Source organism: Wolbachia endosymbiont (group A) of Campoletis raptor (assembly GCF_964026755.1).
In the GTDB taxonomy this organism is placed as follows: domain Bacteria; phylum Pseudomonadota; class Alphaproteobacteria; order Rickettsiales; family Anaplasmataceae; genus Wolbachia; species Wolbachia pipientis.
Genome location: NZ_OZ034695.1, coordinates 1,252,120 through 1,266,534 on the forward strand (window position 1 = coordinate 1,252,120; position 14,415 = coordinate 1,266,534).

Genomic DNA, 14,415 nt, shown 5'->3' on the forward strand with positions numbered 1-14,415 from the left:
TGCTCTATCTTTGGTCTTTTTTTCTTAGTTTTGCGGCAAGTCTAATATTTTTACTACTTAATGGAATAACTTGCAGAAAGTGGAGATATAATGCTAAGGCAGAGGAGCTCAGACAGTTATCTTAAACAATAAAGAAATACTAAAGGCAAAAGATACGCTTGCGTAGTTCGAAAGCTTTCTATAGGATAAGCCTCACCTGATTTACAAACAGAATTGTTATGTTAGATGTTTGCTATTTATTCTTAAGCTCATTTTAACAGCATTTTGCTTTTTTTAGTATGTAGGGGTTTTCTAGGAATTATCCTACTGAATTCTATGATATTATTTTTTGTAACATTGTTATACATTATAATGCACCCATTTGTCTAGACCATTTTTTTCAAAGTGATCCGATTTTTAAAATGAATATGTTGATAAATACGTCGACACATATTTAAAGTATTTATGAATATATTCATTTACTGTTTATGATAATAGAGATCAGCAGGAACTTTATAATGTAGAGTCTGATGTCGCCTTCTATAGTTATACCAAGCAACAAAATCGTTTATTATAAGATTCAAATCTCTGATACTATTTGGTCTATAATAATATATAGCTTCTTGCTTTAAAGTTCTCCATAAGCGCTCAACAAATATATTGTCGAAGCAACGTCCTTTATGGTCCATACTGATTTTAATATTAGCACGCTCTAATTCCATAATAAAGTTGTAGCTAGTAAACTGCACCCCTTGATCACTATTAAAAATCTCAGGTTTACCTTGTTTTAGAGCTTCTTTGAGAGTATAAAGGCAAAATCCAGCATCGAGATATGGTGATAATGAATGAGCAATAATATAGCGACTATACAAGTCCATTATTGCCACAAAATAGACAAACTTACCTTCTACCATAATATATGTTATATCAGTAGCCCATACCTGATTAACTCTACAAATAATCAAATCTTTGACTCAACCACTATCGGCTGAGAGCCGAAAGGTTCGATATAGCGCTGGAAGCGCGGTGAGAAGCTAAAGCTACTCCAATCTTATACTAGATATAGAATGAGGCTGATGTGCATCTGTATGTTTATTGATGTACTCATTAATGACTTCATCTGTGATATGTCCGCTGGTAGCACTAAAGTATCCTCTTCCCCAAAAACGCTTTCCCCAGTACATTTTATTTAGCTCTGGAAATTCTTGTTGAATTTTGCGTGAAGACCTGCCTTTGGCTCTTTGAACAAAATCACTCACAGCTATATGAGGAGGTATTACTACGAATAAATGTAAATGATCTGATGATATTACTCCGTTTTCTATCTTAATCCCCATTTCTTCAGATACTTCTGCTATGATTGTTCGTATTCTCTCCTTCATAGCCTTAGTTAATACTCTGTACCGATATTTTGTAATCCAGACTATATGGTACCTATGATAAAATACAGTGTGTTTTCCTTTGTCATATTCCGTCATAACTATACTTTGTAAAGTACAGTTATGACATTGACAAACTAAAGTTTCTCCACCTAGAAGGTGGAGGCTTGTACCATCTTATGGAAAGTAAATAAGGATATATTTTATGCTTTTTTTCTTTAATACTTGTATTACATCTTTTTCTACAATACAGCCCACTAATCTTCATTTTTTTCATAATTCTTAAGATTTTTTTGTGATTGACTACTACTCCACTCGCTATGATCTCAGCAGTAATTTTACGATATCCATAACGGCAATCAGAAGCCAAATATACTTCTTGAATCAAATTTCACTTTCGTTATTAATTATAGGCCTATAATATAGGCTAGATCTGCAAATCCCCAGTAAATCAGCCTGTTTCCTAATTGACAGATCAGAATCTTTTTCTATAAATCTTACTCTATCTTTTTTGCTTATTTCAGTAATTTTTTTTTCAAATAACTATTTTCCACTGTCAATTCTCCTATTACTTTATGTAAACTTTCTATTTCTTGCGCTAAGATTCTTTGTTTTCTCGCACTTTCACTTTCTTCAACAAATAGGTCTTTTAACCTTGCCAATACTCTATCACGCCAATCATATAGATTTGTTGATGGTATTTTATATTCACTACATATCTCAGCTGTGCTTCTTTGATTTTTTATTGCTTCCAAAGCTATCTTTGCTTTTAACTCTGGTTCATATTTTTTTGTTGCCATACTTTTACCCCTTTACTTTCCTACTCGGATCAACCATTTTTTTTGGTCTAGTTTATGGGGTGCATTATATTCTATGAGAAATTCTACAGATGGTAAATGGCCTTCCTTGGCAGCATAGTAGACTGATCTGTAGTTTTAGAATTATTAATATTAGAATTATTAATAAATGATTCTTGTTGTTGCTTTTCTATTAGAAGCTTTACAATTCCTAGATATCCTTTATTGGTAGCATAATGCAAAGGAGTCCAATTGTTTTTACCTTTTGTACCAACTTCTACTCCCTTATTAAGAGAAAATTTTACAATATCGATATTTCAAAAATCAGCTGCAATATGAATAGGCTTGTTTTCGTCATTAGTTTTAGCGTTAAAACTTACACCTTTATTATTTACTAAAAATTTTGTTACTTCTAAGCTATCAAACTTAGCTGGATGGTGCACAGCCACCTTGACCAAAAAATCATCCCCCTATCGCGTTCTTATCATTATGCCTTATACGCTGTATTACACCTTCAGATATAGTCATTGCTAACCTCCAACATCCTTGCTAATAAACCCTCGCTAAAACTGCCGAAAAGACTTTATAAGTTAATATTCTAAATCTCAATATTTTATGGTGCAGGTTTTTATTTTTAAAACATTATACTTTGTGTAGGGTATAACTACACGCATCAAAGTGAAAGAAAAGCAAAATGATGAAGAAAATGAAAGTTTAAGTTTTCTTCAACGACTCAAGGAGAGAATTTATGCTTTAAAGCCTGTATTAGCAAGAGCCTTAATCACTAAATGAACAATGTCACGCAGAGTTTCATCCTCAATTTTTCTATATTCCCTCACTAGCCTTGATATTTCTTCGCTGCCTACATCGCTATGGAAGGCCTTATCATGTAAGTCTTCAGAGGCTTTGGTAAAAAAATACGACATATCAACCGATAGTACTTCTGCTAATTTATATAACCTATCAACTACAAGCCTAATCTCTCCGCTTTCATATCCTTGTACATGCTGAAATGAAATTTCAAGCTTTTTTCCTAAGTCTCTTTGACTAAAACCACACATTAGCCTTCTTTTCCTTATTCTTTCCCCTATTTGTTTATCGATAGGATGTTGTATAGTCATTTTACGTATCAGGTAATATTAACTATGTATTATCACTTTGAGAAAAAGATTTTACCAATATATAAACTGCACTACGTAACCTTTTGCTCTTAATTTCGTTATATCCTTTGACTAACTTTAGTATTTCTTCATCATAAGCTTCATGTGAGTCAGTGTGCATATCAGTAAAAAAGTTAGCAACATCTATCGATAGTGCTTTTGCTAAATCATATAATCTACTGGCCAAAACACAATTTGAACCATTTTCGTACTTTTGTATCTGTCTATACGAAACACCTATTCTCTTTCCCAATTCGGTCTGTGTCAAAGCACGATCTAACCTAAGTTGTTTTATTTTTTTACCTAATTGCACTTTTCACCTCTTATTCAAATTTACAACAAATTTTATGAAGTGGAAAAAAAGCTAGCAAAGTAATTGCTTTAATAATTTCTGCCTCTCGCTAATTAAATCGTTTGGCCTTACGTATTTTTTCTCAATTTCCCTCATCTCTTTTTCTCGTTCTGCAATGCTATTTCGTATTACTTCAGCCGAGTATCTGCTTTTGCCACTTGCAAACTCTGATCTTAATCTTCTAACCTTGTATTCGAGCTCAGCAAATCTTTCGTGTTGCTCAAGAAGTTCTATCATATGACTAATTTCAGAGTTTAGCTTTCTTTCCTCAACATCTCTTACAATAAAAGAAAGTAGAAGCTTATCTATTTGGTAATCAATATTTGGTTGAGCAGCAAATAGATCAATTATGGCTTTTACGTCAGTAGGATTTGTAACTAGTAAGTTAAAATTACTACATAAAAAACTATAGAACTTTATCGTCTTCTCAAGATAATTTTTCATATCTTGTGATAATTGCAATTCTTTGTGAATTCCTGACAGCAATATTTTCAATTCTTCCAAGTATTTCGTGTCAAAATTACTTACTTCTGTAGGTGAAAGGATCATTAGCAGCTTTTTTACAAGCTCAACATCATTTAACTTTACTGCATTATAAAGAGCTTTTTCTTTATCTTCTTTTAAATCATAAAGCTCTGATGAGTTATCTATGCTGAATAGATATTCAGTATTTCCTTGAGGAGAGTAGATTAAAATGTCCACTTCTCTTAGCGGGTGATCATCATTAAACTTTTCTAGTAACTGCTTATCGGTAGTTTCCTCTATTGCTACAACTGCTTTGCTTACCTCTTTCAACTTTGCAATATCATCTCTTGAGTTTTCAAGTATATCTTTAGCCTTGTCTAGCAGCTGCTCATATAGAACTATTTTTTCTTCATCATCAAGTAGCTGACAATGCTTTTTCAGCTTTTCAGTAGAGTAAGATAGGATATCCATTTTTTTCAATTTTACGATTACGATACCCCATTTTTGTTGAAACTGAAATAATTTTTATAGGATGTGTTTTTCTAGTGTAGATGCCCGCAAAACTTGTTATTATAATATACAGTAAATCAATAAGTCGTATAATATTAACAATTAAATAATATTTATCACGATATGATCGAATAGTAATGAAATTAAGTGAGGGTTACAATGAAAAAAATAAATGGTAAAAAATTGTCTAGTAAAATGTTAAAAGCGGTAGAGCGAATAGCAAAAGAAGGGTTATTACCTAATTTTATAAAAGCTGCTCCAACAGCAAATAAAAAGATTAGTAAATTACCTGTCTTAACATATCCTGAGGAGCTCAATCCATTTCGATCAGCTTTATGCAAGATAAGGCTAAGTGAATATGAAAATGTGAAATTAAATGAATTCTTGGAAAAAGCTATTGCAGCTGAAAATCTAGACAAATTAAGTAAAATCGTCGATGAAGCTTTGGATTTAGGAATAAGAGTAAACGCTCGCAACGAAGATGGCTTTAGCTTCACTAACGTTACAATGTTTAAGATGTATCGTGATGAATTCAAAGAAAATAAACAAGAAGATATAATCAGAAAGTTAGCCTTACATGGAGCAGATTTTAATGTACAAGTTGATAAGAAAATAGCTGAAATGTATCAAAAAGTGCAAAAAGAAATTGAGCCACAAATATATAGTAGGCTCAAGAAACTTAGGGAAGTTGGAGAAGACGCTACTATAGAAGGAACTGTTGAAGATGTAGAAATCGATAATAATACCAATTCTCATTGTTGTCCACTCAACCACTATCGGCTGAGAGCCGAAAGGTTCGATATAGCGCTGGAAGCGCGGTGAGAAGCTAAAGCTACTCCAATCTTATACTAGATATAGAATGAGGCTGATGTGCATCTGTATGTTTATTGATGTACTCATTAATGACTTCATCTGTGATATGTCCGCTGGTAGCACTAAAGTATCCTCTTCCCCAAAAACGCTTTCCCCAGTACATTTTATTTAGCTCTGGAAATTCTTGTTGAATTTTGCGTGAAGACCTGCCTTTGGCTCTTTGAACAAAATCACTCACAGCTATATGAGGAGGTATTACTACGAATAAATGTAAATGATCTGATGATATTACTCCGTTTTCTATCTTAATCCCCATTTCTTCAGATACTTCTGCTATGATTGTTCGTATTCTCTCCTTCATAGCCTTAGTTAATACTCTGTACCGATATTTTGTAATCCAGACTATATGGTACCTATGATAAAATACAGTGTGTTTTCCTTTGTCATATTCCGTCATAACTATACTTTATAAAGTACAGTTATGACATTGACAAACTAAAGTTTCTCCACCTAGAAGGTGGAGGCTTGTACCATCTTATGGAAAGTCAAATAGGAAACATTGCAGAGTTGTTTAATTGTGGAGCTGGCAAGAGAAGTAATAAATTTGCACAAAGCACCCTCAAGTAGAGCAATTGTATCGTATATTTTATTGCGCAAAATGTTCTGTTTTATATATAACCAAAGCCTCTCAACAGGATTTAGCTCAGGTGAGTATGGAGGTAGGTATATAATGTCGATATTTTTAGGTACCTTTAAATTTTTTGACCTATGCCAACTAGCACAGTCCATAACGAGAAAAGCCTCTCGTGTTTCTAGATATTGCGAAATTTGCTCAAGAAATATGTTCATGCAATCAGTGTTGACATTTGGTGCAAATAAGCTAGAACTCTCTCCATTTCTAGGATTAACTGCACTATAGAGATAGAAATTTTGCCTACCTAATTTTGTTTTAACCTGTGTTCTAATCCCCTTTTTAAACCACCCATGTCCAACTTTTGAATGTGTGCCAAACCGTGATTCATCAAAGAAAAATAGCTCTTTTTCTGGATACTTGCTAATAGCTCCATTGAGATTTTTTTTTGAATTCCTCTTGTTTGCTTTTATCTTGTCCATTATGAACTGGTCTTGGTGTAATATATGAGAATTTCATCTTTTGCATATGGCGGTGTACTGTAGATTTGCTGATATTTAATCCGAACTTTTCCTGGATTCTTATTCTCATTTCTTTAATGGTGATATTAGGATTTTCTTCTATCCACTCTTCAATTTGCTGTAGTTGAGCCTGATTTAATTTAGTTTTTCTACGACGTTGTGAAGGAGCAAACAGTTTTTCTTCTCTGCCAATTTTCAAGAGTTTTACCCACGAAGTTAGTGCGCTTCTTGAAATGCAATATATTTTTGCTACAGCCGTTATACTGTACTTTTTTGCTGCAATTACAGCATTTAGTTTTTTTGAAACATATGCATTATTCCTTACTTTCTTCAGCATTTCTTTTGCTGATTCTACTACTTTTTCATCCAATAATTTTGATCTTAATGCCATTTAAACCTCGCTATTTTACTTACTTCAGTATGGCTTTTCTTCCATCATTGTCCATCTGTTTGCCCTGTAATGGGAATTGGTATAAGAGGTTGTCCGGAAACTAGTAAATTCAAGCATATTCCCTCTTTAACATAACCCTACTCATAGCTAGGTATATGAAATTATCAGTGGATGTTGTGAGTAAATCATACTCCTTCGATAGCCTTCTATTCCTATTAACCCAAGCAAAAGTCCTTTCTACAACCCATCTTCTTGGCTGTACTTTAAACCCTTGTTCTCTTGTTGGTAGTAGCTCAGGTGGCGTATCTTTGTGCACCCAAAATCTACATGGAGGCCTTGTAACAATTTCAATATCTATGTCATATTCTTCCTTTATGTGATTCTTTAAATTTCTTCCTTGGTATCCCATGTCAGCCCACATTTTTTTAACTTTAGTATATTTTGTTCTCATATTGTTTAATGCTATTTTAATACCATCTCTATCATTTTCGTTAGCAGCGCCTACGTAACAACCTAGTATAAAACCCTGAGTGTCTGTAATTATATGCCTTTTTCTACCCTTTACTTTTTTACTTCCATCATAGCCTTTGATCCCCCCTTTTCTGTAGTCTTTACAGATTGACTATCTACTATACAGGCACTCGGCTGCTCATTCCTTCCTATTTTTCTTCTACTATATTTTGTAATTTCATAATTCATTTTCTCAAAAATTCCCTGCTTCTTCCATTGCCTGAACTGCTCATACACAGTCTTCCATAGCGGAAAATCATTTGGTAAATACCGCCATTGACACCCTGTACGCAATACATAGAAAATTGCTTCTAATATTTCTCTTTTGCTATACTTTGGCGGCCTTCCTCCTTTCTTGTATGATACTCTGAAGTGTTTTTCTATTCTTGCCCATTCCCTTTCGCTTAGATCTGTTGGATACTTTTTTCTCATCCTTACCCCGTACTAAAATTTCAGATATTATAGCCTTTTACTTGTTTCCGGACAACCTCTTACTTGAGAAACGTGGCCACTGAATTATTTGCACTAAAAAAAGCTTTACTAAAAAGTGAGATAGATGTTTTGAGGTTTGTCAGACGTGCCAGAAAATTAAGAAAACGTACAAAGTATTACTTGAAGGAGATATCTCGTTTACCTGAAGCAATTGGAGCCTCTCGAGTTGCAAAAAATGTTCTGAGATCTGAAAGAATGATGTGGAAATTTTTAGATGACCCAGAAAATATTCCGCTGACAAATAACCACGCTGAACGGCAAATTCGGCATTATGTCGTTTATCGCAAAAACTCATATTTTACACAATCAAAGCGGGGAAATACATTCCTTGAGCGGATAATTTCATTATACTTAACTTGGAAACAAAGGGGTCTCAATCCTTTCCAAAATCTCCTATCTATTGTTTCTTAAACCACTCTCCTGAACGGATACCCTTAACTAGCATTGCTTGTAGAAGTGGATTGAAGATATATTCAGGCAATATTATTTATTGGCAAGCGCTTTTATCACTGAATGCACAATATCACGCAACGTTTCATCCTTAATTTTCCTGTATTCCCTCACTAGCCTTGATATTTCTTCACTACCCACATCGCTACAAAAGGCCTTATCGTGTAAGTCTTCAGAAGCTTTGGTAAAAAAATATGACATATCAACGGACAAAGCTTCTGCCAAATTATACAATCTATCAATTACAAGCCTTACCTCTCCAGTTTCATATCCTTGTATATGCTGAAATGAAATTCCGAGCTTTTTTCCTAAGTCTCTTTGGCTAAAACCGCATATTAACCTTCTCTTCCTTATTCTTTCACCTATTTGTTTATCAATAGGATGTTGTTCATCTTGTACAATCATTTATTAATATATTAACTGAGGTATTGAAGCAATACTAACTCTCATTGTAACTTTGAGAAAAAGATTTTACCAATATATAAACTACGCTACGTAACCTTTTGCTTTTAATTTCATTATATCCTTTGACTAATTTTAGTATTTCTTCATCATAAGTTTCATGTGAGTCGACATGCACATCAGTAAAAAAATCAGCCACATTAATCGATAGTGCTTTTGCTAAGTCGTATAGCCTACTGGCCAAAATTTGGTTTGAACTATTTTCGTACCTTTGTATTTGTCTATACGAAACGCCTATTTTCTTTCCCAACTCAGTTTGTGTTAAACCACAGTATAATCTAAGTTCTTTTATTTTTTTGCCTAATTCCACCTTTCATTACTAATTTTAGCTGCTCAAGCTTATATTGAATTTTTTAATTTATGAAGTAGAAAAAAAGAAGGAAAGTTGGAGAACTTTCCTTCCGGTCTACAGATTACAATAAACCACTATCATAAAAACTAAAGTGGCTCTTCTGTGTTACGATTATGTGATCTATTAATTTCATTCCTACATTTTCGCAGGTTGCAGCTAATGTAAGTGTGTTATCCTCATCCTCCTTTGATGGTTCTGTATCTCCACTTGGATGATTATGTGAAATTGCAATAGATGATGCATCGATCAGTAATCCCTGTTTGATTATTTCTCTCACATATAGAGGTACTCTGTCTATAGTTCCACAGTCTTGAATATACTCGTATATCAAATGACCACTTCGATCTAAGTATATTACTCGCAAGCTTTCCTTTCGTGACTGCCCTATTGCTGTTTTAAAGTATTTTAGTAGCTCTTCTCTGTTATCAAGAATCGACAGCTTTTTTAACTTACCTTTCAGTATCCTATCGAAAATCTCCTTCAGACAAAAGATACTTGCTATTGCTCCATCATTCATTCCTGTAACATTTTTTAGCTCATGAAAGTCAGCGTTAATTACCCTTCCTAAACTACTAAAGAGCTCTATTAGCTTTTTGGCCACTTCTCTTCCTTCTTCACATTCAGATAGAGTACGTTCCAGTAGCTCATGGTCAAGTAAAGACCTGCCTCTACTTGATAAAATGCGAGTTTCCAATTTTTCTTTTCTCTCACTATTATTCATAAAAACCTCCAAGGTCAACATTATATACAAATTCAACGCCAGCTTTCTGACGCAGTAGTTCTCGAGGAATAACCCTTTGAACTCTAAATTTGCAATGTTGTCCTTGTTGCTTTAAAAGCTGGAATACCATTTGCCATATGAATTTGTGCATTGACATTTACTGTGCTAATTCCCTGAAGCGCAACGGTATTTATATTTGCAATCATAATATATTATATAAAATTGTTAATACAATATATTAAAGAAGCGATGAAGTAAAGGCTACAGCAATTAAAGATGGCTTAACTTAGCAAAAAAGTGTAGTATTCTATCACTTTGCTGATTACAAATGTTTATAAGGATAATCACTTTTTTCTTACTATATTCAAGTACGGCTTTTTGTAGTGATTGTAATTTTAATTTACCATACTGTGGGCTCAGTTGTAATCTAGATCTATCATATAGAAATTTAAGTAATATAAAAAAATTATTGAATAACGACGATAAGTTTGTTGCGCTTACGTTTGATGATGGACCGTCTAACAATAGAGTAAACGATATTATTAATGTTCTGGAAAGCTATGAAGCAAAAGCAACATTTTTTGTGCTTGGTGAACGTATAAATGAAAAAACGTCTGAAATAGTAAAGAAAATTCATGAATCAGGTCATGAGTTAGGCAATCACTCTTGGTCGCATAGGAAGTTGACATCACTTTCAAGTGAGGAACAATTGCAAGAATTGGAAAAGACAAATACAGCAATTAAAAATGCAATAAAACAAGATGTAAAATGGTTTCGTCCGCCATATGGATGTTATGACGATAATCTGATTGAAAATACTGATCAATTAAATATGTATTCAATATTATGGACAGTTGATTCGCTAGATTGGCAAGGTGATAAGCCAGAAACTTTAGTTGAAAGAGTTTTAAGTAATGTACATAATGGAGCAGTTATACTGTTTCATGATCACAATAACAGGTCAAACACAATTGAAGCTTTACCTCATATTATTAAAATACTAAAAAAATCAGGTTATAAGTTTGTGACCTTAAGTGAGTGGGAAAAAAGGGTTTGTAATACGGTAAAAGCCAGAAGTGTAACAATAAAAGAGGGGAAAAAAGTGTGTTTTGAAGGAATGTTATGTGGACAAAAAACAAAGTCTTTAACCGCAGAGCATTCATATTAGGTGGTATTCAGCTTACCATTTCTGCGGTTTTTAGTTGCAGGTTATATAATTTACAAATACGAAACAGACAAAAGTACGAAGCACTATCTAATAGTAATAGAATAAGAGTTGCTACTATTATGCCTAAGCGGGGCAAAATTTTAGATAGGAATAGCATTGAACTTGCGGTAAACAAAATTTCGTATGTTGTTTTGTTTGATGGTTCTGGTAAGGAAGTTGATTTGCAGACATTATCAGAAGTCGAGTCTAAAATAGCAAAATCGTCAGAAAAAATAACTGCTCTTTATAAACGTTATTACCCGTTTGGTTCAATGTGTTCTCATGTAATCGGATATACAAAAAGACAGCAAGGCATAAGCGAAGTAGGAATCAGCGGTATTGAATATACATATGATCATATATTGAAAGGCAAGTCAGGAAAATCTGAGCAGGAAATAAATTCTAAAAAACGCGTCATAAAAGAATTATCAAGCATACCACAACAAGACGGACAAGATGTACAACTGACAATTGATATTAATCTGCAAGAGAAAACCGCAGAGGTATTTAAAGATCACCAAGGCTCCGCAGTGGTAATTGATGTAAATAATGGAGAAATTTTAGCATTATATAATTCACCTTCTTACGATAATAATCTTTTTGCTAGCAGGCTATCAAATGAGACTTGGGAGAGCTTGAATGCTCCTTCATTGCCGCTCGTGAATCGTGCGTTATCATATCAAATTCCACCTGGTTCAATATTTAAAGTAATAGTTGCGCTTGCGGGTTTAAAAGACGGGATAATAACACCAGAAGAGAAATTCTCGTGCAAGGGCTATATGAAAATAGGTGAGCGGAAATTTCGTTGTCTGAAAAGCAAAGTCCATGGGTATGTATCTTTAAATGAGGCAATGGCATTATCATGCAACACTTACTTTTATAATATAGGGAAAAAAATAAGTGTAGACTCTCTAGTAGAAATGGCCAGAAAATTTGGTATTGGAAGTGGGCCACTGATTGGAACGTTTAAAGAAGAAGCTCCAGGGTTGTTGCCAGATAGAGATTGGCGTACACGAAAGCTATATTCGCAGTGGTATTTAGGTGACACTATCAACTTAGTTATAGGACAAGGGTATATGCTTACAACACCACTACAGCTTGCAGTTCTTGCAGCGAGGATTGCAACAGGAAAAGAGGTAATTCCCCGCATTAAGATGAATGAAACGATACAAGATTTTCCCGATATTGATGTGGATTGTGAGCATCTTAGCATAGTTCGAAAAGCTATGTTTGATGTGGTGAATTCTAAAACTGGAACCTATAAGAAAGGGCTAAGCGGTATACAAATTGCCGGTAAAACCGGTACACCAGAGATAAACTCTAAGGGCGAAAGTCATAAGTTATTTATCGCCTATGGCCCTTACCATAACCCGCGCTATGCAATCTCTGTGTTTATAGAACACGGCAAAGCCCCACGCCAAGATGTTGCTATAGCTAATGAAATATTTCAGTATATGCTTGAAACTATGAGTATTAAACTTCTTGCATAACCATATAACAAACTTTTATTGGGAATAGAAACGAAAAAACTTACTTGACACCCTTCGCCAGCGCCCTTATCATGATAGTGAAGCTATTGTATTTGCTTTCGCCAATCTGCAGATTAAAAGGTAAGGATTACTTAATGTATCGGCGTCTTATGTTCAATTTTTTGCAGTATATAGATACTGTATGTCTTTACAAAACTTCATCTACATCTAGATTTTTATCTAAATAAGCTGAACGCGCTTATAAAGCGTTACAAGACATCAAAAAATGCCAATACTTGACAGAGATAGTAAAAGACTAGCTAACTCGGGGATTCTTTGTCTTTTTTTCTGCTTAGTAAACTTCTTAAACATTTGCAGCGTAAGTTAGTTGCAATTAAAAGCAGCTTAATCTTGCTTGTCAAGCGTTTAAAACATAAAAAACGCCAATATTTTAAAGCGGATAATAACCCCAGGGCTTCTTTTGCCTTTTTTTTCATTTAGTAAATTTCTTAATATTTATAGCTAAACAACAACCGTCATCCCTAAGTATCCCGCTGCTTGTTAGCGGGATCTCTTGTTAGCGCCGCGGTGGTATGACGTAGGATTGTTGTCATTCCGCTACTTGTTAGCGGCTGAGATACCGCGAATGAATCGCGGTATGACGGTGTAGATGATGGTTAAGTAATTCGTCATCCCGCTGCTTGTTAGCGGGATCTAGAGATACCGCGACGTCTCACCTATAGCCTTCAGTGCTCCTTTTTTTGTCATCCCAGCGTCACGCGTTGGTTTCAACATTATATCATGAACTTTCTAAAATTCATTGAGTTATGCTTTCAAACGGTAGTGCCGGGGTGTGAGTATAACGATTATCAGTATATAAAAGTCATAGCAGACAGGCTGGAAGCAGCGAGCGCTGGTGAAGTGAAACGAATAATATTCAATATGCCTCCGCGTTCAATGAAATCCCTGTGCGCTAGTGTTGCGTGGCCCGCATGGATACTGGGAAACCAACCAACTGCGAGAATAATAGTTGCAAGTTATTCTCAGCGGCTCAGCGAAAAGCACTCGCTCGACACCAGGTGCGTGATGCAGTCTAGTTGGTATAGAGCGCTATTTCCAGAGATAGAACTATCCAAAGACCAGAATACCAAATATAAATTTCAAACAGTGCAGAGAGGATACAGAATCGCAACATCAGTTGGTGGAACACTAACTGGTGAAGGTGGTGATTTTATCATTGTGGACGATCCGCTCAGTTCTGCTCAAGCTTTGAGTGAAACGCTTAGAAAGCGTGCCACAAACTGGTTTGATCAGACTTTAGTAACCAGGCTGAACGATAGAAAAAAAGGAGTCATCGTTCTTGTAATGCACAGGCTACACCAGGAGGACTTAACTGGACACCTTCTCTCCAAGCCAAAAAACATATGGCATCATATTTGTTTGCCAATGATTTCTGAAAATAAGCAGGTTATTTATTCAATCAAAAAGCCAATACCTCCCGTTCCTATCATCCGAGTAGCTCAGCACTGTGCGACCAGGCGATTATATAATAAACCAGCGTCACCTGTAAGGATATTATATTCAAGAGAAGAAGGTCAGTTGTTATATCCCCTCGATGGAGGAAAAGAAGAAGTTGAGATAATAAAAGCTGAACTTGGGAGTTACGCTTTTGCTGCTCAATATCAACAAAACCCTCTGCCGCTTTCAAGTGGTATAATTAAACCAGAGTGGTTGAGAGGCTGTCTTGAAAGAAA

At 34.7% G+C, this 14,415-nt stretch carries 16 protein-coding genes and 4 pseudogenes; 5 read left to right on the forward strand and 15 right to left on the reverse strand.

The window, feature by feature from the left end; all coding sequences use genetic code 11:
* Positions 1-458: 458 nt before the first annotated feature.
* From AAGD74_RS06315 to AAGD74_RS06345, 8 genes and pseudogenes are all read right to left on the reverse strand, one after another.
* Positions 459-953: pseudogene (locus AAGD74_RS06315) on the reverse strand (IS3-like element ISWpi17 family transposase); the annotation flags it as partial.
* Positions 954-1,019: 66 nt separating this feature from the next.
* Positions 1,020-1,457, reverse strand: coding sequence for an IS200/IS605 family transposase (gene tnpA, locus AAGD74_RS06320; RefSeq protein ID WP_265024376.1), 438 nt, complete (start codon positions 1,455-1,457; stop codon positions 1,020-1,022).
* Between the two features lie 85 nt (positions 1,458-1,542).
* A pseudogene (locus AAGD74_RS06325) lies at positions 1,543-2,158 on the reverse strand (IS3 family transposase); the annotation flags it as partial.
* Between the two features lie 83 nt (positions 2,159-2,241).
* Entirely contained in the window at positions 2,242-2,469 is a 228-nt protein-coding gene (locus AAGD74_RS07340; protein ID WP_082246108.1) for an ankyrin repeat domain-containing protein, read from the reverse strand.
* A 3-nt stretch (positions 2,470-2,472) separates the two neighbouring features.
* Positions 2,473-2,604: an ankyrin repeat domain-containing protein gene (locus tag AAGD74_RS06330; RefSeq protein WP_007551899.1), complete on the reverse strand. Its 132-nt coding sequence runs from the start codon at positions 2,602-2,604 to the stop codon at positions 2,473-2,475.
* A 297-nt stretch (positions 2,605-2,901) separates the two neighbouring features.
* Positions 2,902-3,276 (reverse strand): helix-turn-helix domain-containing protein, encoded by a 375-nt coding sequence (locus AAGD74_RS06335; RefSeq protein ID WP_007549999.1) that lies wholly within the window; start codon positions 3,274-3,276, stop codon positions 2,902-2,904.
* Between the two features lie 22 nt (positions 3,277-3,298).
* A complete protein-coding gene (locus AAGD74_RS06340) occupies positions 3,299-3,628 on the reverse strand; it encodes a helix-turn-helix domain-containing protein (RefSeq protein WP_007549995.1) in 330 nt (109 codons plus the stop codon).
* 51 nt (positions 3,629-3,679) lie between these two features.
* Complete coding sequence (locus tag AAGD74_RS06345; RefSeq protein WP_341810624.1) at positions 3,680-4,603, reverse strand: hypothetical protein; 924 nt, start codon at positions 4,601-4,603, stop codon at positions 3,680-3,682.
* A gap of 198 nt (positions 4,604-4,801) precedes the next feature.
* On the opposite strand from AAGD74_RS06345, the gene AAGD74_RS06350 reads away from it, so the two are divergent.
* Entirely contained in the window at positions 4,802-5,464 is a 663-nt protein-coding gene (locus tag AAGD74_RS06350; protein WP_341810625.1) for a hypothetical protein, read from the forward strand.
* A gap of 10 nt (positions 5,465-5,474) precedes the next feature.
* Here the strand turns inward: AAGD74_RS06350 and tnpA (AAGD74_RS06355) are convergent, their stop codons facing one another.
* From tnpA (AAGD74_RS06355) to AAGD74_RS06365, 3 genes are all read right to left on the reverse strand, one after another.
* The gene (tnpA, locus tag AAGD74_RS06355) at positions 5,475-5,912 is read right to left on the reverse strand and encodes an IS200/IS605 family transposase (protein WP_265024376.1); all 438 of its coding nucleotides are present in this window, start codon (positions 5,910-5,912) and stop codon (positions 5,475-5,477) included.
* Positions 5,913-5,965: 53 nt separating this feature from the next.
* Positions 5,966-6,998, reverse strand: a protein-coding gene (locus AAGD74_RS06360) for an IS630 family transposase (protein WP_341810626.1) whose coding sequence is annotated in 2 segments (ribosomal slippage) — positions 5,966-6,535 and positions 6,537-6,998 — 1,032 coding nt in all. Because the reading frame shifts where the segments join, the coding sequence is not laid out codon by codon here.
* Positions 6,999-7,107: 109 nt separating this feature from the next.
* Positions 7,108-7,940, reverse strand: a protein-coding gene (locus AAGD74_RS06365) for an IS5-like element ISWpi1 family transposase (RefSeq protein WP_341810627.1) whose coding sequence is annotated in 2 segments (ribosomal slippage) — positions 7,108-7,571 and positions 7,571-7,940 — 834 coding nt in all. Because the reading frame shifts where the segments join, the coding sequence is not laid out codon by codon here.
* Positions 7,941-8,000: 60 nt separating this feature from the next.
* Between AAGD74_RS06365 and AAGD74_RS06370 the strand changes: the two are divergent.
* A pseudogene (locus AAGD74_RS06370) lies at positions 8,001-8,411 on the forward strand (IS66 family transposase); the annotation flags it as partial.
* Between the two features lie 72 nt (positions 8,412-8,483).
* Here the strand turns inward: AAGD74_RS06370 and AAGD74_RS06375 are convergent.
* The 4 genes from AAGD74_RS06375 to AAGD74_RS06390 form a co-directional block, all read right to left on the reverse strand.
* On the reverse strand, positions 8,484-8,855 hold the full coding sequence (locus AAGD74_RS06375; protein WP_041582616.1) for a helix-turn-helix domain-containing protein: 372 nt from the start codon (positions 8,853-8,855) through the stop codon (positions 8,484-8,486).
* A gap of 34 nt (positions 8,856-8,889) precedes the next feature.
* Entirely contained in the window at positions 8,890-9,222 is a 333-nt protein-coding gene (locus AAGD74_RS06380; protein WP_041582615.1) for a helix-turn-helix domain-containing protein, read from the reverse strand.
* Between the two features lie 103 nt (positions 9,223-9,325).
* Complete coding sequence (locus AAGD74_RS06385; protein ID WP_012673223.1) at positions 9,326-9,985, reverse strand: RadC family protein; 660 nt, start codon at positions 9,983-9,985, stop codon at positions 9,326-9,328.
* Positions 9,986-10,068: 83 nt separating this feature from the next.
* Positions 10,069-10,191, reverse strand: a complete 123-nt coding sequence (locus AAGD74_RS06390; protein WP_255317433.1) for a hypothetical protein — start codon at positions 10,189-10,191, stop codon at positions 10,069-10,071.
* A gap of 122 nt (positions 10,192-10,313) precedes the next feature.
* On the opposite strand from AAGD74_RS06390, the gene AAGD74_RS06395 reads away from it, so the two are divergent.
* The 3 genes and pseudogenes from AAGD74_RS06395 to AAGD74_RS06405 form a co-directional block, all read left to right on the forward strand.
* Positions 10,314-11,153 carry a polysaccharide deacetylase family protein gene (locus AAGD74_RS06395; protein ID WP_010962787.1) on the forward strand — a complete coding sequence of 280 codons (840 nt, stop codon included), beginning with the start codon at positions 10,314-10,316 and terminating at the stop codon, positions 11,151-11,153.
* On the forward strand, positions 11,108-12,682 hold the full coding sequence (locus AAGD74_RS06400) for a penicillin-binding transpeptidase domain-containing protein (protein WP_006280388.1): 1,575 nt from the start codon (positions 11,108-11,110) through the stop codon (positions 12,680-12,682). Before AAGD74_RS06395 ends, AAGD74_RS06400 begins: the two co-directional genes overlap by 46 nt.
* Positions 12,683-13,462: 780 nt before the next feature.
* Positions 13,463-14,398, forward strand: a pseudogene (locus AAGD74_RS06405) (terminase); the annotation flags it as partial.
* Positions 14,399-14,415: the final 17 nt, after the last annotated feature.

What these genes read in the sequence shown, in the direction of transcription:
- tnpA (WP_265024376.1), bottom strand. Translation starts at nt 1,457, where the DNA reads ATGACGGAATATGACAAAGGAAAACACACTGTATTTTATCATAGGTAC.
- AAGD74_RS06335 (WP_007549999.1), bottom strand. Translation starts at nt 3,276, where the DNA reads ATGACTATACAACATCCTATCGATAAACAAATAGGGGAAAGAATAAGG.
- AAGD74_RS06345 (WP_341810624.1), bottom strand. Translation starts at nt 4,603, where the DNA reads ATGGATATCCTATCTTACTCTACTGAAAAGCTGAAAAAGCATTGTCAG.
- AAGD74_RS06350 (WP_341810625.1), top strand. Translation starts at nt 4,802, where the DNA reads ATGAAAAAAATAAATGGTAAAAAATTGTCTAGTAAAATGTTAAAAGCG.
- tnpA (WP_265024376.1), bottom strand. Translation starts at nt 5,912, where the DNA reads ATGACGGAATATGACAAAGGAAAACACACTGTATTTTATCATAGGTAC.
- AAGD74_RS06375 (WP_041582616.1), bottom strand. Translation starts at nt 8,855, where the DNA reads ATGATTGTACAAGATGAACAACATCCTATTGATAAACAAATAGGTGAA.
- AAGD74_RS06385 (WP_012673223.1), bottom strand. Translation starts at nt 9,985, where the DNA reads ATGAATAATAGTGAGAGAAAAGAAAAATTGGAAACTCGCATTTTATCA.
- AAGD74_RS06390 (WP_255317433.1), bottom strand. Translation starts at nt 10,191, where the DNA reads ATGATTGCAAATATAAATACCGTTGCGCTTCAGGGAATTAGCACAGTA.
- AAGD74_RS06395 (WP_010962787.1), top strand. Translation starts at nt 10,314, where the DNA reads ATGTTTATAAGGATAATCACTTTTTTCTTACTATATTCAAGTACGGCT.
- AAGD74_RS06400 (WP_006280388.1), top strand. Translation starts at nt 11,108, where the DNA reads ATGTGGACAAAAAACAAAGTCTTTAACCGCAGAGCATTCATATTAGGT.